The sequence below is a fragment of the Halorubrum gandharaense genome (genome assembly GCF_054654575.1).
The window spans coordinates 1,431,893-1,451,847 of the sequence record NZ_BAAIET010000001.1 but is presented as its reverse complement, the minus strand read 5'-3'; the positions used below and the strand labels follow the sequence as shown (position 1 = coordinate 1,451,847).

The 19,955-nt window shown below is 68.2% G+C and carries 17 protein-coding genes; 9 read left to right on the top strand and 8 right to left on the bottom strand.

What is annotated here, in order from left to right:
* Positions 1–91: 91 nt before the first annotated feature.
* Entirely contained in the window at positions 92–703 is a 612-nt protein-coding gene (locus ACYQ07_RS06935) for a double zinc ribbon domain-containing protein (RefSeq protein ID WP_459879154.1), read from the bottom strand.
* A gap of 296 nt (positions 704–999) precedes the next feature.
* Here ACYQ07_RS06935 and ACYQ07_RS06930 point away from each other — a divergent pair, with 296 nt between their 5' ends.
* From ACYQ07_RS06930 to ACYQ07_RS06915, 4 genes are all read left to right on the top strand, one after another.
* Positions 1,000–1,788, top strand: a complete 789-nt coding sequence (locus tag ACYQ07_RS06930) for a PAS domain S-box protein (RefSeq protein WP_459879152.1) — start codon at positions 1,000–1,002, stop codon at positions 1,786–1,788.
* Between the two features lie 134 nt (positions 1,789–1,922).
* Positions 1,923–2,285: a DUF7518 family protein gene (locus tag ACYQ07_RS06925; protein ID WP_459879150.1), complete on the top strand. Its 363-nt coding sequence runs from the start codon at positions 1,923–1,925 to the stop codon at positions 2,283–2,285.
* Between the two features lie 27 nt (positions 2,286–2,312).
* A complete protein-coding gene (smc, locus tag ACYQ07_RS06920; RefSeq protein ID WP_459879148.1) occupies positions 2,313–5,894 on the top strand; it encodes a chromosome segregation protein SMC in 3,582 nt (1,193 codons plus the stop codon).
* Complete coding sequence (locus ACYQ07_RS06915) at positions 5,887–6,903, top strand: segregation/condensation protein A (RefSeq protein ID WP_459879146.1); 1,017 nt, start codon at positions 5,887–5,889, stop codon at positions 6,901–6,903. The genes smc and ACYQ07_RS06915 overlap by 8 nt, the downstream gene beginning before the upstream one ends.
* Positions 6,904–6,928: 25 nt before the next feature.
* Here ACYQ07_RS06915 and mtnP read toward each other — a convergent pair whose 3' ends face one another.
* Both mtnP and ncsA read right to left on the bottom strand, forming a co-directional pair.
* Entirely contained in the window at positions 6,929–7,795 is an 867-nt protein-coding gene (gene mtnP, locus ACYQ07_RS06910) for an S-methyl-5'-thioadenosine phosphorylase (RefSeq protein ID WP_459879144.1), read from the bottom strand.
* Between the two features lie 63 nt (positions 7,796–7,858).
* The gene (ncsA, locus tag ACYQ07_RS06905; RefSeq protein ID WP_459879142.1) at positions 7,859–8,860 is read right to left on the bottom strand and encodes a tRNA 2-thiolation protein NcsA; all 1,002 of its coding nucleotides are present in this window, start codon (positions 8,858–8,860) and stop codon (positions 7,859–7,861) included.
* Positions 8,861–9,057: 197 nt separating this feature from the next.
* Between ncsA and ACYQ07_RS06900 the strand changes: the two genes are divergently transcribed.
* Both ACYQ07_RS06900 and ACYQ07_RS06895 read left to right on the top strand, forming a co-directional pair.
* On the top strand, positions 9,058–9,582 hold the full coding sequence (locus tag ACYQ07_RS06900; protein ID WP_459879140.1) for a DUF4442 domain-containing protein: 525 nt from the start codon (positions 9,058–9,060) through the stop codon (positions 9,580–9,582).
* Between the two features lie 580 nt (positions 9,583–10,162).
* Positions 10,163–10,867 (top strand): DUF7095 family protein, encoded by a 705-nt coding sequence (locus tag ACYQ07_RS06895; protein WP_459879138.1) that lies wholly within the window; start codon positions 10,163–10,165, stop codon positions 10,865–10,867.
* 397 nt (positions 10,868–11,264) lie between these two features.
* On the opposite strand, the gene ACYQ07_RS06890 is transcribed toward ACYQ07_RS06895, so the two are convergent.
* Together ACYQ07_RS06890 and ACYQ07_RS06885 are read right to left on the bottom strand one after the other, a co-directional pair.
* A complete protein-coding gene (locus tag ACYQ07_RS06890; protein WP_459879136.1) occupies positions 11,265–12,074 on the bottom strand; it encodes a class I SAM-dependent methyltransferase in 810 nt (269 codons plus the stop codon).
* A 273-nt stretch (positions 12,075–12,347) separates the two neighbouring features.
* Complete coding sequence (locus tag ACYQ07_RS06885; RefSeq protein ID WP_459880262.1) at positions 12,348–13,178, bottom strand: deoxyribonuclease IV; 831 nt, start codon at positions 13,176–13,178, stop codon at positions 12,348–12,350.
* Positions 13,179–13,277: 99 nt separating this feature from the next.
* Between ACYQ07_RS06885 and ACYQ07_RS06880 the strand changes: the two genes are divergently transcribed.
* Positions 13,278–13,811 (top strand): redoxin domain-containing protein, encoded by a 534-nt coding sequence (locus ACYQ07_RS06880; protein ID WP_459879134.1) that lies wholly within the window; start codon positions 13,278–13,280, stop codon positions 13,809–13,811.
* Between the two features lie 33 nt (positions 13,812–13,844).
* On the opposite strand, the gene ACYQ07_RS06875 is transcribed toward ACYQ07_RS06880, so the two are convergent.
* The gene (locus tag ACYQ07_RS06875; protein WP_459879132.1) at positions 13,845–14,660 is read right to left on the bottom strand and encodes a lipoate--protein ligase family protein; all 816 of its coding nucleotides are present in this window, start codon (positions 14,658–14,660) and stop codon (positions 13,845–13,847) included.
* Between the two features lie 99 nt (positions 14,661–14,759).
* On the opposite strand from ACYQ07_RS06875, the gene ACYQ07_RS06870 reads away from it, so the two are divergent.
* Both ACYQ07_RS06870 and ACYQ07_RS06865 read left to right on the top strand, forming a co-directional pair.
* Positions 14,760–15,305 carry a DUF6149 family protein gene (locus ACYQ07_RS06870; protein ID WP_459879130.1) on the top strand — a complete coding sequence of 182 codons (546 nt, stop codon included), beginning with the start codon at positions 14,760–14,762 and terminating at the stop codon, positions 15,303–15,305.
* A 165-nt stretch (positions 15,306–15,470) separates the two neighbouring features.
* The gene (locus ACYQ07_RS06865) at positions 15,471–16,385 is read left to right on the top strand and encodes a serine/threonine-protein kinase RIO2 (protein WP_459879128.1); all 915 of its coding nucleotides are present in this window, start codon (positions 15,471–15,473) and stop codon (positions 16,383–16,385) included.
* A gap of 133 nt (positions 16,386–16,518) precedes the next feature.
* Here the strand turns inward: ACYQ07_RS06865 and ACYQ07_RS06860 are convergent, their stop codons facing one another.
* Both ACYQ07_RS06860 and ACYQ07_RS06855 read right to left on the bottom strand, forming a co-directional pair.
* Entirely contained in the window at positions 16,519–17,565 is a 1,047-nt protein-coding gene (locus tag ACYQ07_RS06860; protein ID WP_459879126.1) for a TrmB family transcriptional regulator, read from the bottom strand.
* Positions 17,566–17,628: 63 nt separating this feature from the next.
* Entirely contained in the window at positions 17,629–19,911 is a 2,283-nt protein-coding gene (locus ACYQ07_RS06855; protein WP_459879124.1) for an alpha-amylase family glycosyl hydrolase, read from the bottom strand.
* Positions 19,912–19,955 lie beyond the last annotated feature (44 nt).

Below are 19,955 nucleotides of genomic sequence, written 5' to 3'. Positions count from 1 at the left end.
GCAAAGTATATAAAGATAACGGCGGTTGTAAGACGGGGGTGGAGAGTGGCGCATACGTGCACCAAACCCCTCGATTCCGGCGTTTACGCCGTCAGAGAACGTCCGCTGCGGGCGTCCGCCGGCCGCAACCGGGACAGAACGCCCAGTCGGTTCGGACCTCGTCGCCGCACTCACAGAACGCTCGGTGGGACTGCTTGTCACCACAGTTCGGGCAGTAAACGTGTTCCTCGGGCACGTTTTCACCACATCCGCTGCACGACTGATCCGACGTTTGCACGCCGGGATCCGCGGGCGTCTTACGCGTTTTCGCCTCGTGGCTCTCCTCCGTCTCACGCGTCACTTCGGCGTCGTCGTCGCTCGCCTCGACCCCGTCGAGTGTGACGTTTACGGTGATATCTCCGGTGTTCGCCGGCGTATACGCGGGATTGTGCGGGAGGTTGTGCGCGGCGGGGCCGCTCTGCTCAGTCGTCACGCCACGCTCCTCGAGCGCGACGTCGAGTCGGTCGGCGATCAGCTCGTCGACGCGCTCGACCAGGGCGGCGTCGACCGTTCCGTCCGACGCGGACGACTCCCCGTCGGGTTCGTCCACCTCGTCGTCAAGGTGCGCGCGGAGCGCTTCGCGCATCACCTCGCTTTTCGAGGCGTCACACGCCTCCAGGCGCTCGACGAGATCGTCGTCGGCCCGGAACGTGATCTTGCTCATGCTCCCTCCTATCTGGGGCAACTACAAGTATTTTCCTCCGTGTCTGACGAGCGACTGACGGAGGGCGGACTGGCGACCGACGGGTCGAGGGATCGCCAGCAGTCGAGGGGGCGTCCCGTCGAGTCGCCGGCGAGCACGGACGAGCAGCGCCGGAGTCGAGCGCCGAGCATTCCCCGTCCGATCACACGGTGTCCGACGCGTCCGACGCCGACCCCGTGTGTCGTTTCGGCCGGACTCGCCGTCGCCGCCCTGTCGGCCACAATAATTTTTATCGTGTGATGGGTAGCCGTTTCCGCATGAGCATCGAATCCGAGCTGGACGGGGCGGCCGCCGGCGGGCTCGAGTCGCTGCCCGCAGGGGGGTTCCTCCGGGCGAGCCCTGACGCGACCGTCACCGTCGGGCTCGACGGAACCGTTACGGCAGCCAACCCTGCGGTCGAGCGCGTCCTCGGGTACGCGCCCGCGGCCATCGTCGGCGAGTCGGTCACTCGACTCGTCCCCGAGCGATTCACCGCCGCCGCACGCGAGCTGGCGGCCGAGTATCTGGAGACCGGGCAGTCTCCCGTTGGCACGACCGGGCTGGAGGTGTACGCGCGCCACGCGGACGGCCACGAGGTGCCGGTGTCCGTCACGCTGGTCGAACACGAGCACGCCGGCGAGCCAGTGATCACGGCGGTTGCCCGCGAGATCACCGACCGCGTCGACCGCGAGGCCGAGCTGGCACGCGACCGCGAGCGCTTCGCGACCGCGCTTGACGCCATCGCCGGCGAGCCGTCGTCCGAGCGCGTCTCCCTCCCCGACGTCTGCACGGCCGCGTGGGGAACCGTCGAGACGGGCGCGGAGGAGCTGGAGACGGGTCCCATGGGAGTCGTCGAGGCCGACCCCGACCGCCTCCGTGCGCTGGTAGCCTCCCTGTTCGCCGCCACGGCGCCCCTCGACGGAACGGTGGAGGTGCGCGGTGACGAGGAGTCGTTCACCGTCTCCGGCGCCGCAGTCGCCTCCGATCTCGGCGCCGCGCCGGCGCTGGCGAGCGCGATGAGCGTCGATCTCGACCGCGATGCGGACGCGGTCACCGTCACGTTCTGAACGCCCCACCGTCCCCCTGTCCCGTTCCCCTGGCCATCCCCTTGGCGATTCTTCCGGTGAGTCCCCCGTTCATGTCATGGAGTCACACGCACGTCTGACACACCTTTATACGCTCCGCACGGGCATACACACGCATGGGAAATCGCGTCGAGGATCTTGAACGGCAGGTCGCCGAGCTGCAGGCAGCGGTCAACGGGCTGACCGAGGAGTTAGTCGAGATGAAAGAGCGCGTCCGCCAGGTGGAGGACGCCGAGGAGGTCGGCGTCGAGACGGGCGCCCAGCCGGCCCCCGGACCGGTCGAGACGGCGTCCGACGAGGCGACCGCGACCGCCGGGGACGACGCTGGCGCCGGCGGCGACGCCGCGGACACGGGCGACGACGTGCTCGTTCCCGAACAGGAGGCGTCGACGCCCGACGCCGAAGCCGCTAAAAAGGCGGAGGAAGGAGAGGAGAGCGAAGACGGGGAGTCGGGAGACAGCGACATCATCGTCGCGTAGGCTCGCGACCCCACCCGCGAGCACATCATGCACATCACGGAAGTCGTTCTCGACGATTTCAAGAGCTTCGGACGGACGACGAGGATCCCCTTTTATGAGGACTTCACGGTTGTTACCGGGCCGAACGGCTCCGGCAAGTCGAACATCATCGACGGCGTCCTCTTCGCGCTGGGGCTGGCGCGCACCCGCGGGATCCGGGCGGAGAAGCTGACCGACCTCATCTACAACCCCGGCCACGCCGAGGACAAGACGACGAGCGCCGCCACCAAGGAGGCGTCCGTCGAGGTCGTCCTCTCGAACGAGGACCGAACCCTCGAACGCTCACAGGTCGTCTCGGCGGCGGGCTCCGAGAACGTCGGTGACGTGGACGAGATCACGATCAAGCGCCGCGTCAAGGAGACCGAGGACAACTACTACTCCTACTACTATCTCAACGGGCGCTCGGTGAACCTCTCGGACATTCAGGACCTGCTCGCACAGGCGGGCGTCACGCCCGAGGGATACAACGTCGTCATGCAGGGCGACGTGACCGAGATCATCAACATGACCGCCTACCAGCGCCGGGGGATCATCGACGAGATCGCCGGCGTCGCCGAGTTCGACGAGAAGAAGGAGGCGGCCTACGAGGAGCTTGAGACGGTCGAAGAGCGGATCGACGAGGCCGACCTCCGGATCGACGAGAAGACCGAACGGCTCGAACAGCTCTCCGACGAGCGCGAAACCGCCCTCCAGTACCAGGAGTACCGCGAGGAGCTGGAGGAGTACCGCGGCTTCCTCAAGGCCTCCGAGCTGGAGGAGAAGCGTGAGACGCTGTCCGACGTGACCGAGCAGGTCGACGACGCCGAGGCGGAACTCGAGGAGCTCCGCGAGGAGCTCGACGCCCGCCAGGGGAAGCTCACCCGGCTGGAGGAGGATCTGGCGGACCTCAACCACGAGATCGAGACCAAAGGCGAGGACGAGCAGATCGAGATCCGCCGGGAGATCGAGGAGATCAAAGGCGAGATCTCGCGGCTCGAAGGCCGGATCGAGACCGCCGAGGAGCGCGCCCAGGAGGCGGAGACCGAGCGGCGAAACGCCTTCGTCCAGATCGACCGCAAACAGGAGACGATCGAGGAGCTCGAATCGGAGATCAAGGAGCTGAAAGTGGAGAAGGCGTCGGTCAAATCGGAGATCGCCACCAAGCGCGGCGAGCTCGCCGACGTGCAGGCGGAGATCGAGGGTGCCGACACGGAGTTCGACGAGCTGAAAACGGAGCTCGCGGACAAAAAGGAGCAGCTGGAGTCGCTCCGTGAGGAGAAAAACGAGCTCCAACGCGAGAAGGACCGACTCCTCGACGAGGCGCGCCGGCGCTCGAACGCCGTCGAGGAGGCACGCGAGGACCTGGAGACGGCTCATGAGGACGTGCCGGAGCTGAAAGCCCGCATCTCCGAGCTGCACAGCGAGCTGGACAAAGCTCGCACAAACGAGGAGACGATAGAGGAGGTCGTCGCCGACCTCTTCGCGGAGAAGGCCGAGAAAAGCGAGGAGCTCGACGCGCTCGACGACGACCTCCGCGAGAAGCAGAACGAGTACGCCAAACTGGAGGCGGCCGCCGACCAGCGCGGGGACACCTCCTGGCCGCGTGCGGTCACCGAGGTGAAGAACGGCACCATCGACGGCGTCCACGGCGCCGTCGGTGAGCTGGGCTCCGTCGAGGCCGAGTACGCCGAGGCGTGTGAGACGGCGGCCGGCGGCCGGCTCGCGAACGTCGTCGTCGACGACGACGGCGTGGGGTCGACGTGTATCGACTACCTCAAACAGCGCAACGCGGGGCGCGCGACGTTCCTCCCCATCACGAAGATGGACGACCGCAGCCTCCCGCGCAAACCGTCGATGCCGGGCGTCGTCGACTTCGCGCGCAACCTCGTCGACTACGACGGCCAGTACGAGTCGATCTTCTCGTACGTGTTCGGGTCGACGCTGGTCGTCGAGGACATGCAGACCGCCCGCGACCTGATGGGCGACTACCGGATGGTGACGCTCGACGGCGACCTCGTCGAGAAGTCCGGGGCGATGACCGGCGGCTCCGGCGGCGGCTCGCGATACGCGTTCACCAAATCCGGCGGCGGCAAGCTCGAACGACTTGCGACCGAGATCTCCGGGTTGGAGGACGAGCGCCAGTCGCTGGAAGCCGAGATCGACGAGCTGGAGGCGGACATCGACGACGCCCGCGAGCGGAAGTCCGACGCCGCCGACCGCGTTCGGTCGCTGGAGTCCGACGTGGAGCGCGCGGAGTCCGACCTCGACGACAAGAAGGACGAGATCGAGGACCTCGAAGCGGAACTCGAGGAGCTCCGCGAGGAGCGCGAGACGGTCGACCAGCGGATGTCCGAGCTCGACGACGACATCGCGGAGCTCGAGGCGGAGATCGACGAACTTGAGACCGACGTCGAGTCGATCGAGGCGGAGTTGGCCGACTCGAAGATCCCGGAGCTCTCCGAGCGCGCCGACGAGATCCGCGGCGAAATCGGTGACCTCGAAGACCGCATGGGGTCGCTCGACGGCAAGCTCAACGAGCTGGAGCTGGAGAAGGGGTACGCCGAGGACGCAGTCGACGACCTCCACGACACGGTCGAGACGGCCCAGAACCGGAAGGCCGAGGCGGAGGAGGCGATCACGGAGCACGAGGAGGAGATCGTCGAGAAGGAGGCAACGCTCGAGGCGAAACGCGAGTCCATCGCGGAGCTCGAGGAGGAACTTGAGGAACTCAAGGCGGACCGCGAGGACCTCCGCGAGGAGATCCGCGAAGCCACCCGCGAGCGAGACGAACAGCAGGCCGACGTGCGCGACGCCGAGTCGACGCTGGAGGACCTCACCGACCGTCGCGACAGGCTGGAGTGGGAGATCGACGAGCTGGAGTCGCAGGTCGGGGCGTACGACGCCGACGAGATTCCCGAGCTCGACGAGGTGGAGTCGCGCATCGAGGAGCTGGAAGCCGAGATGGAGGCGCTCGAACCGGTCAACATGCTCGCGATCGACGAGTACGACGAGGTCCAAGGCGAGCTCGACCAGCTCCAGGAGCGCCGGGACGTGCTCGTCGAGGAGCGCGACGGCATCGCGGAGCGGATCGAGAGCTACGAAGCCGCCAAAAAGGAGACGTTCATGGACACGTTCGAGTCGATCAACGAGCACTTCCAGGAGATCTTCTCCCGGCTCTCGGCGGGCTCCGGCGAACTCCTCTTGGAGAACCCGGAAGACCCCTTCGAGGAGGGGCTGACGATGAAGGCCCAGCCCGCGGACAAGCCGGTCCAGCGGCTGGGCGCGATGAGCGGCGGCGAGAAGTCGCTCACCGCGCTCTCGTTTATCTTCGCGATCCAGCGGCACAACCCGGCGCCGTTCTACGCGCTCGACGAGATCGACGCGTTCCTCGACGCCGTCAACTCCGAGCGCGTCGGCGACATGATCGAGGAGCTCTCCTCGGAGGCGCAGTTCATCGTCGTCGGCCACCGCTCCGCGCTGTTAGAGCGAGCCGACCGCGCCATCGGCGTCACGATGCAGGGCGACAACGTCTCGGCCGTGACCGGGATGCAGTTTGGCGACGACGAAGAGGAGGTGCCCGCAGATGACTGAGGATTCTAATTCCAATTCCACTCCCGATCCCGCCCCCGACGGCGGCGTTCCCGACCTCGACCTGACGAGCGAGCGCGACGGTGCGAACCCGTTCGCGGACGAGGCGGACGAAAGTGACGAGTCTGCTGCGGACGCCGCGGACGGCGTCCCTGACGACGATTCCACGCCGTCGCCGCCGACCGACCTCGACGTGTCACACCCGGACGAGACGGACGACGACGAGGTCGAGCCGGTCGAGCTGCTGGTGCAGCTCGCCGAGGAGGGCGAGATCGAGCCATGGGACATCGACATCGTCCAGGTGACGGACGCCTTCCTCGAAAAGCTCGACGCGACCGACCTCCGGACGACTGGGCGGGCGCTGTTTTACGCCAGCGTCCTGCTCCGGATGAAAAGCGACGGGATGCTCGCCGAGGACGACGGAGACGACGAGCCGGAAGCGGAGCCGTGGCAGCTCGCGATGGAGGGCGGCGCCGACGATCCCGCGGACCCGGAGTTCGACCCGATCGACACCCTCGAAGCGGAGATGGACCGCCGGCTCGACCGGAAGAGCACGCGGGGGTCACCGGAGACGCTCGACGAGCTCGTCCGCGAGCTCCGCGAGGCCGAACGCGGCTCCTGGTGGAAGAACTCCCGCGAGTACGACACGTCGAATTCGCCGGGCGGCTTCGACCGCGGCACCCAGACGCTCGACTATCACGCCGGCGACGAGTTCCGTCGTGACGGCGAGCCAACCGCCGGCGAGGCCACCGAGCGCACCCACGACGAGGACATCGAGGAGGTCATCGACGACATCGAGGCCGTCCTCCGAACCCACTTCGAGAAGGGTCGCACCGAGGTGCTGTTCAGCGAGGTGGAGACCGCCGGCGGTCGCCCCTTCATGACGTTCCTCGCGCTGCTGTTCATGGCCCATCGGGGCTCCGTGCGACTCCAGCAGGACGACCTGTTCGGCGACCTCTGGGTCAAGGACCCCTCGGCGATGACCGCGGAGACCGAGGCGGTCGCGGACTGACCTTCTGGACTGCCCACCCGTCAGATTACAGGTAGTTGCCGAGCAGCAGGTCGACGCGCTCGCGGGTCGCCTCGGGGATCTCCTCGGCGGGCGTGTTGACGGTCCCTTCGAGGGAGGTGTGTGCGTCACACTCGTGCTCGTCGGGCAGCGTGCGGACGGCCTCCTCGACGGCGGCCTTGATGGCGACCTGGTTCTGCTCGGCATTTTCGAGTACTTCCTCGAGAGTTACCTCGCTGTCCGCCTTCCAGACGTCGTAGTCGGTGACGCCGGCGATGGTGGCGTAGGCGATCTCCGCCTCCCGCGCGAGTTTCGCCTCGGGGATGGCCGTCATCCCGACGATGTCCCAGCCCTGCGCCTTGTAGAACTCCGACTCCGCGCGCGTGGAGTACTGGGGCCCCTCGATGCAGACGTAGGTGCCGCCCTTCGCGACCTTCGTGTCGTCGTCCGCGGTCGCCTCGGCGGCGTCCGTCAGGTGGTCGACGAGTTCGGGGCTGTACGGGTCCGCGAACGGCTGGTGGACGACGACGCCGTCGCCGTAGAAGGAGAGGTCGCGGTTCTTGGTGCGGTCGAAGATCTGGTCGGGGACGACGAGCGTGCCCGGCTCCAGCTCCTCCTTGAGGCTCCCGACCGCGTTCGACGCGAAGATGTGGGTGACGCCCGCCTTTTTCAGGGCGTACATGTTCGCGCGGTACGGGAGGTCCGTGGGGGAGGCGCCGTGGTGGCTGCCGTGCCGGGGGAGGAACGCGACCTCCCGGCCGGTGTCGGCGAACTCGCCGATCGTGACGGCGTCGCTCGGCTTCCCGTAGGGGGTGTCGTACTCGACCTCGCGCACGTCGTTCAGGGGCAGCGCCTCGTAAATGCCGCTGCCGCCGATGAACCCGATGGTGCTCATGGTCCCCTGTCGGGTGGCTCGGCACTTATAAGGTCTGAACTGAGCCGGGAGTGAGGAACTGCCTCACCCCTCGGCGGCCTCGATCGACTCCAGCAGCCGGCATTTCCGGCAGATGTCGCGGCTGGTCGTCGAGCCGCAGCGCTCGCAGTCGCGGAGCGCGGGGCCGTCCTCACTCCCCGAATCCTCGTCGTCGTCAACGTCGCCCCGATAGGCGTCGGCGGCGAGCGCCGACAGCTCCTCGTAGCCGGCCATGATCGAGTGGCGGGCGCCGGGGTGGTTCTCCTCTAAGTCGTGGATCAGCGACTGGATCTCGCCGCGGTACGCCTCCGCGGCGTGGGGACACTCCGCCATGTGGACCGGGAGGTCAGCGACGTGACAGTAGAGGGCGATCTCCTTTTCAGGAACATCGCGGAGCGGCTTCGCCCGTGGGACGAACTCGTCGGTCGACGCGCGCTCGTCGAACGGGCCGAGCGAGGCGTCGAAGTGTTTGGCGACCTGCCGCACGTCGCCGTCGAGGAAGTTCATCATCGCCGTCTGGGCCTCGTCGTCGAGGTTGTGACCCGTCAGCAGCTTGTCGGCGCCGAACTCCTCGGCGTAGCGCTCCAGGACGTCCCGGCGGAACACGCCGCAGTAGGCGCACGGCGCCATGTTCTCGGGGTCGGACTCGGCGACGTCGTCCATCCGGACGCCGAACTCCTCCTCGTAGCCGACGACCTCGTGGCGCATCGAGAGGTCGGCGGCGAGCTCCTCACAGGCGTCGAGACTCTCGTCGCGGTAGCCCTCGATCCCCTCGTGGATCGTCAACGCGAGCATCTCGACGCGGGGGTCCTGTCCGAACACGTCGTCGAGGATGTGGGTGAGCACGACGCTGTCTTTCCCGCCCGAGAGCCCGATCACCCAGCGGTCGGGGTCGTCGGGCGTCGCGTCGGGGTCGAGCAGGCCGTCCTCGCGCACCCGTCGCTTCACGCGCTTTTCGACCGAGCGGCGAAGGTGGGTGCCACAGCGGTGGGCACCCGAGTAGGCGGCGTGGTGGACCGCGTCCGCCCCGCACTTGTCACACTCCATTGGTGGGGGGTTGTTGGTGTGGGGGGATACGGGTTGCGGGACCGACTGAAAGGGGGTCCCGATGATGCGAGCGGCGAAGCCGTGAGCAGCCCCTCATAAGGGGCGACCGCTGACGGTTACCACCCTCATCCGCACAACCGCCGGCGCGTTGTCCCCCGTTCCGACAGGCGTATGCGGCGGGCGCGACCCCGTCACCTGTGAGCGACTTTTCGACTCCGACGGGGCTCAACCGAAACCCCGACCCGCAGCCCCTCCGTGCGGACCCGCCGGCGGAGAGCTGGCGGACGCGACTGTGGCGCCACGCCTACAACCTCTTTCCCGCCTACCGCGGAACGGGTGCGCGCGTCGACCACATCGGCGGGGACTGGCGGTACGTCCGCGTCCGGGTCCCGTACAACTGGCGGACGCGCAACCTGATGGGCGCGATCTTCGGCGGGAGCCTCTACGGCGCCGTCGACCCGATCTACATGACGCTGCTCGACCGGCACCTTGGAGACGACTTCACCGTCTGGGACAAGGCGGCCGCGGTCGAGTTCCTGAAGCCCGGGCGCGACACGCTGTACGCGGAGTTCACCGTTGACGACGAGCTGCTCGACGGGCTCCGTGAGACGCTCGACCCCGGCGAGTCCGCCGACCGCGCGTTTCGCGTCCACCTCGTCGACGAGGAGGGCGTCGTCCACGCCGTCTGCGAGAAGACGCTGTACGTCCGGCGGGACGAGTAGGTCGACTCCGGGATTTTGAGGCTTTTGAGCGCTTAAAAGGGACCAGGAGCGGTTGCGGTGGCGCGCCGGTGAGCGGCCGGCAGGCCGCGAACCGCGCGCGAGGGAGGCAGCGGTCGCCGGCGGCGCGGTTTCCCGCCGGCGGCCGTCTGCCGAGGCTGGGGAGGCGTGAGGTGCGGGTGCGGGTGCGGTGCGGGGCGGGACTCAAAGGGGCAGGCGGCGAGGACGAAGCCCGGCGTAGCAAGCACTCAAAAGGCCGGGTGGTGCGGAGAGGCCTTTTGAGCGCGCAGCAAGCCGCGCGAGTCCCGCGAGCTCTGTGAGCGGGACCTCGGAAGACGCAGCCCGCGAGCGAAGCGAGCAGGAACGTCTTCCGGTGGTCGTCGCCGCCTGGGGCTTTGGAGGTGGTTGCCGGCGTGCTCCCCACATAAACCTCTCAACTCGCTTATAAGGAGCCGGCTGGGACTTTGGAGGTGGTCGCCGTCGCGCTCACTCCACGAGCCACTTATAAGCCGCCACGAACGTCAGGGTCTTCGTTCACGTATAAGCGCAATTCGTTTCAACGCGCCACACCTACCACCCAGTAATGGAGCGTGACGCCGCCGTCGACCGGCTGGAGGCAATCGTCGACCGCGTGGAGTCCGAGCCGATGCCGGTGCCCGTCCGCGAGGTGTGGGCGTTCGGCGACGTCGCCCTCGGTCTCGACCCGGTCGAGCGGCTGGACGTGTACGTGACGAAGGACGTGTTGATGCGCGGCGACGCCGAGTTCGCCCGCGAGTTCGAGGCCGAGTACGGCGTGAAAGGCGTCGGGAAGACGGTCCGCCGGGAGTGGGCCGAGGCGAACCCCGACCGCGTGCGCGCGAGTGACAACGGCTACGCGGCGCCCGAGCAGTGTCTCGCCGCCGAGCTCGTGGACGGGACGGCGGGGGGCGGGTCCGGTGACCCCGACGAGAGCCAGGGCGCCGGCACCACCCCCACCGAGGCCCCGATTCACCTCGAAGTCTGTAACGCCTCCTTCGAGGACAACGTCACCCAACGGCTGAAGGGCGCGCTCGCCCGCGACGCCTACGGCGAGATCCTCGACCCGCGCGGCGTCTGTCTGTGGGTCGACGGCGAGCGCGACCCCGAGGCGTTCGAGCGCCTGCGCGCAGCCAGCCTCGCGATGCCGACCTTGGAGCGCGCCCTCGGCATGCTCGGCGCCGACGACGATGTCGCCAGCGAGGCCGCCGCGACGCTGAAGGCCCAGCGCAGCGAGCAGGAAGGCGCGTCCGTCCGCGGCGACCTCATCTGAGGGATCCGTGAGGAAGGGCGCCGACGTTTTGTGTGGGCTCTTTTAGGTGGTTGTCGTGGTGGGCGCAAAGAACACGACCGCCAAAGCCCCAGCAGGCTCCGGTCGAGGGCCTCGCTGCGCGCGTTTCGGGGCGTCTCTCCGCACAGCCCGACGCCCCGAAACGTGCTTGCATCGGCCGTCGTCCCGGACCACGGGCGAGACGGTCCGGCGGACCGTCTCGCTGTTTCCCGCCTCCGGCGGGAACGGCTGCCCCTTTGGGTCCCGCCCCGCACCGCTCAGCACCACAGCCTCACGCCTCCCCAGCCTCGTCGTCGCCGCAGGCGACGACTCCCTCGCGCGCGTTTCTCGCGCGCGCCGACCGCATCTTCAAAAATGTGCGTTTGCGACCGGTCCCGTTTCAGTCGTCGACGCGTCCCACGGTCACGTCGAAGGGGACGTGCTCGACGCGCTCGTAGTCGCCGGCCTGCATCCCGGCGACCACGTCGCGGCCCATCGCCCGCCAGCGCCGGCGGAGGTCGTCGTACGCGTCGTCCGAGAGAACGCGGCGAAGCTCCGCATCGTGGTCGGCGAGCCCCGCGCCGGAGGCCTTCCGCGCGGCCGCTTCCAGCTCGTGCTCGGCGTACGACGGTTCCGTCCGCTTCTCGTGGACGTACCGCCGGGTGGTCCGGTCGGTGAGCCCGGCGTCCTCGAAACAGGCCTCGACACGGTCGCCGAGCGCAACGTCGGTCTCGACGCCCTCCAGATACGCGGCGCGTGCCTCGCGTTCGAGCCGCGGCTCCGCCTCGACGGTCGAGTCGACGGTCACCTCGGCGTTGTTCGGCTCAATGGCGGCCACGCGCTCGCTCGACACCCGCGCGAACTCCCGGACGGCCGCCGCGGGGTCGGGCAGGTTGATCAGCAGCGCCTGACAGACCACCAGATCGACGGCGTCGTCCGGAAACGGCAGCCGGGTCGCGTCGCCGCCGACGACGGGGCACTCCGTGGCCTTCCGTGCGACCGTGAGCAGGTCCGGGTCGGCGTCCGTGCCGACCACCGTCGCGTCGGCGGGCGCCTCCGCCGCGAGCACGGCGGTCAGCTCGCCGGTTCCACACCCGACATCCAGCACTCGCCGGCGGTTCGGGAGATCGAGGTCGGCGAGCGCCTCGCGCCCGTCGGCCCACATCCCCTCCCGCGTGCGTTCGAGATACTCGGCGGAGAAACGTCGCACGCCACCCGATTGTGTGGGCGGAAAATTAAGCGTCCGGATCGGGCGAGGAGGATGACGCTACGTGTCCGGGTCGGACCCGACCCAAAGCGGGTCCGCAAGCAGGACCGAACCGAACGGGACGCCGAGCGCGGCTGCGCACCCGACCGACCGGCAGCGCTTCGGAGGTGGCCAGACGGCTCCCACACGCGCGAGCCCGGTAACGCTCGTCAGGCGCCTCATGAGAGCGCTGCCGAAACGGTGGGAAACGGCCCCGGTCCGCGGCTGACGCCGTTCTCAGTCGTGACGCAGTTCGCGCACGCGCTGGATGTTCCACTCGAAGCTCCGTCCGTCCTCGGTGGGCGTCTCCAGTGCGAACGGCACGTCCGCGAGATCGGGGTGGTTGATGATGCGCTCCATCCCCTCATCGCCGATATACCCCTCGCCGATGTGGGCGTGTTCGTCCTTGTTCGTCCCGCACTCGTGTTTGGAGTCGTTGAGGTGGATGTACTGCAGATGCTCCAGTCCGACCACGTCGTCGAACTCCTTGACGGTCTCGTTGACGCCGACCGATGTCGAGAGGTCGTAGCCCGCTGCGAACGCGTGGGCGGTGTCGATGCAGACGTCGATGTCGGTCTCGGTCCGGTCGATGATCCCGGCGAGGTGCTCGAAGTCGCCGCCGAGCTTCGTCCCGGAGCCGGCGTCCGACTCGATGAGAATGGTGACGCCGTCGGGCACGTCGATGTCGTCGATGACGGACGCCGCGTTGTCGAGGCCGCCCTCGACGCCGGCGCCGGTGTGGGCGCCGAGATGGACGTTCACGTACGGGATGTCGAGCGTGTCGGCGGCGTCGACCTCCTTCTGCATCGAGTCGAGCGACTTCTCGCGGAGGTCGTCTTTGGGCGTACAGAGGTTGACCAGGTAGGAGGTGTGGATCACCCACGGCCCCTTCAGGTTCTTCTCGGTGCCGACGCGGAACTTCTCGGCCTCCTCATCGCCAATGTTGGGATCCTGCCACACCTGCGGGGAGTGCGTGAAGATCTGGCCGCAGTTGCCGCCCACGTCGATCTGGTTCTGTACGGCGTTGTCGACGCCCCCGGCGATGGAGACGTGCGCGCCGACTCTCAGGCTCATACCGCACCCACGAGGCGGGGTCCAAAAGCCGCTTCGGAAGCGGCGGCCGGTCTCTCGTGGTCTTTTTGTGTCCTCCTTGCGTGGCTCTACGCAATGACCAACGACCCCGGTCTCGCGGTCGGTGAGCGCGCTCCCGACGTCTCCGAGACGCTCATCCACCCGGATGGTGAGTCCGCCGAGACGTCACTGTCCGATCTGACGGCCGAGGGGCCGGTATTGCTCTGTTTTTACACTGCGGATTTTAGCCCCAAGTGCATCGAGGAGTGGTGTGCGTTCCGCGATTTCGACTGGTTCGCCTCCGGCGACCACGTCAGGGTGGTCGGCGCAAGCAAATCCGGACCCCGGCTGCACCGCCGGTTCATCGACCAGCTCGACCTCTCGTTTCCGATGTACTCGGACACCGACCTCCGGCTGGCCAGCGCGTTCGGCGTCGACTACCGGGTTTTTGGCATCCTTCGACGTTCGCGGCGCTCCTGTTTCCTGCTGGATGAGGACTTGACGGTCCGGTACAAGTGGATCGGCGAGCACTGGCTCGACCCGACGCATTCGGACCCACCCGTCGCTGAGATCCACGAGGCGATTCGGGACCGACTCGACGTCGAAGATCCCGACACGTTCGGCTTCTGAACCGCTAGAATCTCCGTCCCGAAGTCGTCGTTTTCAGCGACCCGGCACCGTCCGCACCCACTCGTCGTCGCGGTACTTCTCCGCGACCAGTTCGCGGGCGCGCTCCAACTCGGCGTCCGTCCACGACCCCTCGACGGCGTCAGCCCACTCCGCAAGCGCGTCCTCCAGCGCTCCAACCGCCGTCGCGCGGTCCGCGTCGACGAGTTCGTCGATGCCGACGACCCGCTCACGGAACTGCTCGGGCGTCACCGGCGGGTCAGCAAAGACGCCGAGATGGCGCTCGGCGTCGACGGAGTACGTGATCGAGCCGTGCTGGATGACGGCCTCGCGCTTGCGATACTGTGCGTTGCCGGCGACCTTTCGGCGGTCGCCCTTGGGACCGGCGACCACGTCGTGTGCGGGATGGAGCTCCCGGAGGTAACAGGCCGGGTGGTGGAGCTCCGGCATCGCCTCCGCGACGTAGTCGGCGTCGACGCCCAGCCGCTCGAAGGCGTCGAGGACGGGCTCACAGAGGAGGTGGTAGCAGTCGAGCAGCTTCCCCGGCACGTCGTCGGCCGGCACTGCGATGGAGTAGGCCAGGTCACCGTGGTGGTCGTGGTAGATGCCGCCGCCGCCCGTCTGCCGGCGGGTGACGTCGATCCCCTCGTCGGCACAGAACGCCCAGTCGACGGTGTCCGGGTCCTGATGGTTGCCGAGCGTGAGACAGCTCGGGTCCCACTGATACGTGCGGACGGTTGCGGGGCCGCCGGCGGCCGCGGTCTCGGCGGCGACCTCGTCGAGCGCCATCTGCAGCGGGCCGGGTCGGGCCTCCTCACGGATCAGCCGCCAGTTGCCCTCGGGCGCGGTCATGGCCGCGGGTACGACCACATCCCCGAAAGCGGTTGCGCTCCGTGGTGAAAAGGGGGCTCGGCCACCGCATCCAAGGCCCTCCACGGCGAATCCTCGTTCATGCGACTCCACCAGTCGTGGCGCAACTACGTCTCACAGCTCCTGCTCCAGCGGGACCTGCCGGTGGTCACCGACCTGACGCGCCGGTGGCTCGTCGGGCTCCACGTCGACTTCTTCGTGGAGCACGCCGAGACCGACGGCGAGAAGCGGCGCGACCACCTCAACGCGCTGTTCGACGCGACGATGGACGTGTACCTCCGCGCGCTGGAGGAGGGGTTCCCGGAGGCGCAGGCCCGCGAGATCACCCACATTCAGGGCACCTGGGCGTTCCAGAATCAGGGCTGGGGCGAGCTCGTGGAGTTCCCGCCCGACGAGCGCGAGGCGTACCACGAGCGCTACGCCGACTTCTTCGACCGCTACGGCTGTTCGCCCGACGACCCGCTCGGCGAGTTCGCGCCCGCCGGCGGGCTCCCCGACGCGCCCGCCACCCCCGAGCGGATGCACGGCGACTACCCCTTCGCCGCGCCCGACCTCACCGACGGCGTCTACATCGTCGCCGAGAACACCGAGGCGCGCTGCGGCGGCGGGCGGAGTTCGGCGTTTTAAGCGCCTCTCACGGAGGGATTTTGTGGATCGTTTTTTGACGACTGCCGAGCGGTGCTGAGCGGCAGCTCGGGCATCGTGGCTGAATTTAATATCGCATTATGGGATTTACCAGAGCTATCCCCGCGACACGCCGTCCTTTTAGGATTCGACGGAGTAGACGGGGTTATGGTACAGAACATCGCCGGGATCATGGCGGAGCTCGAACCCGAGGACTTCTATCTGCTCTCGGGCGTCGAGCAGGGGATGCGCTTCTCGGAGTGGGTCCGCCGGGACAAGCTCCCGGACTATTCGGATCTCACGCGGGAGGAGGTCGACTACCGGCTCGACCGGTGTCTCGACCGCGAGCTCGTCCAGCGGAAGACGATCCAGTACGAGGGCTACCAGCTCACGTTCGAGGGGTACGACGCGCTCGCGCTCCGGACGTTCGCCGAGCGCGAGACGGTCGACGGCATCGGCTCCCCGCTCGGACTCGGCAAGGAGGGCGACGTGTACGAGGCACAGTCGTTCAAGCCGCTCGCGTTGAAGTACCACCGCGAGGGGTACACCAACTTCCGCGAGGTGAACCGCGATCGGGAGTACACCGCCGACCGCGACCACGTCTCCTGGCTCTACACCGCCCGGAAGGCCGCCGAGCGCGAGTACGAGGCGATGGAGGAGCTCTACCCCGAGGTGAGCGTTCCTCGGCCGATCGACCACAACCGTCACGCCATCGTGATGGACAAGTTCCCCGGCGTCGAGCTCTCGCGCGCGAAACTGGAGCCGGAGCAGGCGATCGGCGTCCTCGACCTGATTCTTCGGGAGCTGGCGACCACCTACGAGCTCGGCTGGGTCCACGCGGACATGTCCGAGCACAACGTTGCGGTCGCCGAAAGCGGGGTCACGATCTTCGACTGGCCGCAGGCGGTGCCGACGGACCACGAGAACGCCGGCGAGTTCCTGGAACGCGACGTTCGCAACCTCCTGCGGTACTTCGGGCGCAAATACCCCCACGAAGTGCCCAAAGACGCCGATATCGCCGCGATCGCCGGCGCTATCGCCGACGACGAGTTCGAGACGGTTCGGGCGTTTGCGGCGGAGTAAACGAAAGACCGCTATATTGAATTCCGTCGGATTTTCTCGACAACCTTCATCCAGCGAGTGACGGGGCCGCTGCTCACCGGGTAACGCGTGCGAAAAACGGAGACGAGGCGCGATGCGGCGCCCGCGGTCCGTCCTACGCGGATTCGAGCCGCACGAGGTCGGCTTCCACGTCCTCGACGAACGCGCCGGGGCCGCCGACGGTGACGGTTCCGTCCTCGGTCTCGACGACGAGCGAGTGTTGGACCGGGAACTCGTTGTTCGCGGGCTCGACCATCCCCTGTTTCACGTCGACGACCTCGCCGTCGAGCTCGACGGGCTCGTCGTCGTCGGTGAACCGCCCTCCGACGGTCGCCCGGAGCTCGGCGTCGGCCCGCAGGTGGAGCGTCGCCTGGAACACCGCCTTCCGGAAGTTCGCGTACTCGGCGGGCAGCGGCTCGGGGTCGATGGTGGCAACCTCGTCGGCGGCCGGCCAGTAGTTGCCGAGAAAGGAGCCGACGATGACGGGCGCGAGCTGTTCTTGGGCGAATACGATCGCCTGCCGGTCGGAGTTGGCCCGGCGGATCATCTCGGGCGGGGCCACGACGCCGACCGCGGAGTCGACGGTGAGCAGGGTGGGCATTCCCGCGCTCCACGCGCGCGCAGCGCTCGCGACGCCCTCCACGTCGGGAACCGACTCGGCGTCGTCGTCCGAGACGATGAGGAGGACGAGCACGCCACGGTCGACGGCGTCCGCGAGCGCCTCGCGGATCTCCGAAAGGTGTGTGGCGGGAATCGAGAGGACGAGTTCGTGCTCGGCATCCGCGACCAGCGACCGGATCCGCTTGAGAACCGTCACGCGGGATTTGACCACCTCGAACTGCTCGGTGCGGCGCTCGGCGCGTGAGTAGCGCTCGGTGAGTCCGGGGCGGATCGACTCCACGTCCCCGCGGAGTTGTTCGACCACCTCCTCGGGCGGGTTCGCACGGATCGTGGTTGGGACGACGTGGTCGTTCACCTCGACGAAGCCGCGCTTGGCGAGCGACTCGCTGACGCTGTACACGTAGCGTTTGGAGACGCCGGCGTCCTCTGCGACCGTGCTGGCTTTCGCCTCGCCGTGTTCGAGGATGGTGAGATAGGTGGCGACCTCCTTCTCGGAGAGCCCGAACCGGCGGAGGAGGTCCGTAAGCGTCCGTTCGTCCATTGGCGGTACGGTGCGCGTCCGTGCTTAAATAGGTGTGCGGGTCAGTTCCGGGTGAGTTTCGGGTCAGTTTCGACGGAGGACGGCGACCGTCTCGACCCCTAGGCGACCGTCGTGTGGCGTCGCCTCCGCAAACCGGTCCGTCGCGCCGGCGAACGCCGGCGGGAGACCGACCGTGGCGGGCGCCTCGCCGAAGTTGACGACGACGAGGAGGGCGTCGGTGGCGGCGTCGTCCGCCGCGTCCCCCGCCTCCGCCGCGCCGGCGTCGTCGTCCGTGGTCTCCCGCGTGTACGCGACCACGCGGTCGGCGTCGCCGGCGGCGACCGTCACGTCCGCGGCGGGGCCATCGAACGAAACCGAACCCTCCCGAAGGAGGGGCTCGGCATCCCGAAGCGCGGCGAGGTCCCGGTAGAAGTCAGTGAGCGCGTTGTCGCCGTCGTGCCATCGGATCGGCCCGCGGTACGTCTCGTTGCCGCGCTCCTGACCGGCGTAGATCATCGGCGCCCCCGGGAGCGTGAACGTCACGGCGCCGGCCGCGCGCTGGGCGGCCTCGCCGTACTCCGCGAAGTAGCGGTCCTCGTCGTGGTTCTCCACGTAGCGCATCTGGTCGAAGCCGCCGGGCTCGAAGCCGAGCCAGGTGCCTCGGTCGAGCGCGTCGGAAACGTGATCGGCGGGCTCCTCGCCCGCGCCGATAGCCTCCAGCGCGTGGAACAGCGAGGTATCGTAGTGGAGGTCGAACTCCCCTTCTCCGTAGAAGGGGTCGTGGGGAATCGTCTCGTCAAGCAGCAGGAAGTCGTCGGGAGTGCGCTCCGCGACCGCCTTCCAAAAGCCGTGCGGGACGCCCCACGCCACGTCACAGCGGAAGCCGTCCACGACGGCAGCCCACTCGTCGACGATGTCGAGCAGCCACGAGCGGACCTCCGGGCTGTCGAAGTTGAGGTTGGGGATCCGCCGCCAGTTGAAGTAGTACTCCGGCATGTCGCCGGGCGCCAGCTCGGCCCAGTCGGTGTCGGTCACGTCGAACTCGCCCGGCGCACGCCGGTAGTAGTCGCGGTAGGCGTCGACCCCCGCCGAGTGCATCTGGAAGTACGGGTGGTCCCGCGAGGAGTGGTTGATGACGAGGTCGAAGACGACGCGAATTCCCGCGTCATGGCAGGCGTCGACCAGCGACTCGAACTCCGCGCGTGTGCCGAGGTCGTCGGCGGTGTCGAAGAAGTCGGTGATGTGGTAGCCGTGTTCGGTTGGCGACGCGAGCACTGGCGTGAGCCACAACACGTCGACGCCGAGACTCTCGATGTAGGGCACGCGCCGCTCGATCTCCGTGAACGTGGTCGGGAGCGTGTCGCCGGCGAACGAGCGGACGTACACCTCGTATATCGTCGGGGACTCGGCCCACTCGGGGGTGGCGTGCGGGTCGGACGCGATGAGGTCTGCGGTGAGGTCGGCGGCGTCGTCGTCGGCGGACGAGCTTGCGGCGCCCGCATCCCGCTCGATCCGGACCGTCTCGGCAGCCCCGAGCCGCTCGGCGTGAGGAACGACATGAACGCGGAGCCCGTCGTCCTCCGGAACCGACAACTGTGGGACGACCAGCTCGCCGTCCGCGGCGCGCGCCTCCAAGTCCGCGACCGTCTCCGGGTCGGCGTCGCGGTCGTCGACGAGGAACGTCGCGTCGGCGTCGTCGGTGGCGTCGGCAGGGTCCGCGTCAGTGGCTGCGAGACTGGAGTTCGGCGGGAGCCCGACGGTTGCTGACAGGTGAACCGCGTCCGCCTCCACGTGCGTGTCGACCGAGCAGTGCGGCCGACCCGGTCCCTCGACCTCGTGGACCGCCTGATGCGGGTTCTCGATCAGGTCGTCGTTGGCGACGAAGCTGAACCGGTGGCGTCCCGGCTGGAGTCGGGTCTCCCACACCCACTCGTCGCCACGCTTTTCGGGGCGGTCGCGTGCGAGCAGTCGGTCGTTAAATGCCGCCATCACGGAGACGTCCTCGACCTCCTCGGGGGGAAGCGGAAGGTCGGCGGCCGGCACTCGAACCGTCGTCGACACGCGTTCGTCGGGGAAGACGCGCACGCGCTGACGGTGTGTTCCGTCGGGCGCGTCGAGTTCGAGGACGTACTCGCCCGGCGCGTCCGGGTGGAGGTGGACCACCGGAGTGTCTCCTCGGGAGGTTTCGCCCGCGAGGAGCACGCCGTCGCCGTCGCGCGCGGCGGGTGTCGTTCCCTCCGCAGCGTCGCTGTTGGCGGGCGTCGTCGTCAGCGTCCACTCGTAGGTCCCCGCAGGATCCGGCGATCGGGGTACCAGTTCGACCGAGTCGCCGACGGTAGTCGTTCGTGGCGGGCCGGGTTCGTGCATACGTCCGGAGTCCGGCGCGGATGGTTTGAGCGTTGTGCTTTGGT

Excerpts from the sequence above, each read along its gene's own strand:
- ACYQ07_RS06925 (WP_459879150.1), top strand. The coding sequence starts at position 1,923 with ATGGGAAATCGCGTCGAGGATCTTGAACGGCAGGTCGCCGAGCTGCAG.
- smc (WP_459879148.1), top strand. The coding sequence starts at position 2,313 with ATGCACATCACGGAAGTCGTTCTCGACGATTTCAAGAGCTTCGGACGG.
- ACYQ07_RS06875 (WP_459879132.1), bottom strand. The coding sequence starts at position 14,660 with ATGACCGCGCCCGAGGGCAACTGGCGGCTGATCCGTGAGGAGGCCCGA.
- ncsA (WP_459879142.1), bottom strand. The coding sequence starts at position 8,860 with ATGGAGTGTGACAAGTGCGGGGCGGACGCGGTCCACCACGCCGCCTAC.
- ACYQ07_RS06895 (WP_459879138.1), top strand. The coding sequence starts at position 10,163 with ATGGAGCGTGACGCCGCCGTCGACCGGCTGGAGGCAATCGTCGACCGC.
- ACYQ07_RS06915 (WP_459879146.1), top strand. The coding sequence starts at position 5,887 with ATGACTGAGGATTCTAATTCCAATTCCACTCCCGATCCCGCCCCCGAC.
- ACYQ07_RS06855 (WP_459879124.1), bottom strand. The coding sequence starts at position 19,911 with ATGCACGAACCCGGCCCGCCACGAACGACTACCGTCGGCGACTCGGTC.
- mtnP (WP_459879144.1), bottom strand. The coding sequence starts at position 7,795 with ATGAGCACCATCGGGTTCATCGGCGGCAGCGGCATTTACGAGGCGCTG.
- ACYQ07_RS06870 (WP_459879130.1), top strand. The coding sequence starts at position 14,760 with ATGCGACTCCACCAGTCGTGGCGCAACTACGTCTCACAGCTCCTGCTC.
- ACYQ07_RS06860 (WP_459879126.1), bottom strand. The coding sequence starts at position 17,565 with ATGGACGAACGGACGCTTACGGACCTCCTCCGCCGGTTCGGGCTCTCC.
- ACYQ07_RS06935 (WP_459879154.1), bottom strand. The coding sequence starts at position 703 with ATGAGCAAGATCACGTTCCGGGCCGACGACGATCTCGTCGAGCGCCTG.
- ACYQ07_RS06865 (WP_459879128.1), top strand. The coding sequence starts at position 15,471 with ATGGTACAGAACATCGCCGGGATCATGGCGGAGCTCGAACCCGAGGAC.
- ACYQ07_RS06880 (WP_459879134.1), top strand. The coding sequence starts at position 13,278 with ATGACCAACGACCCCGGTCTCGCGGTCGGTGAGCGCGCTCCCGACGTC.
- ACYQ07_RS06930 (WP_459879152.1), top strand. The coding sequence starts at position 1,000 with ATGAGCATCGAATCCGAGCTGGACGGGGCGGCCGCCGGCGGGCTCGAG.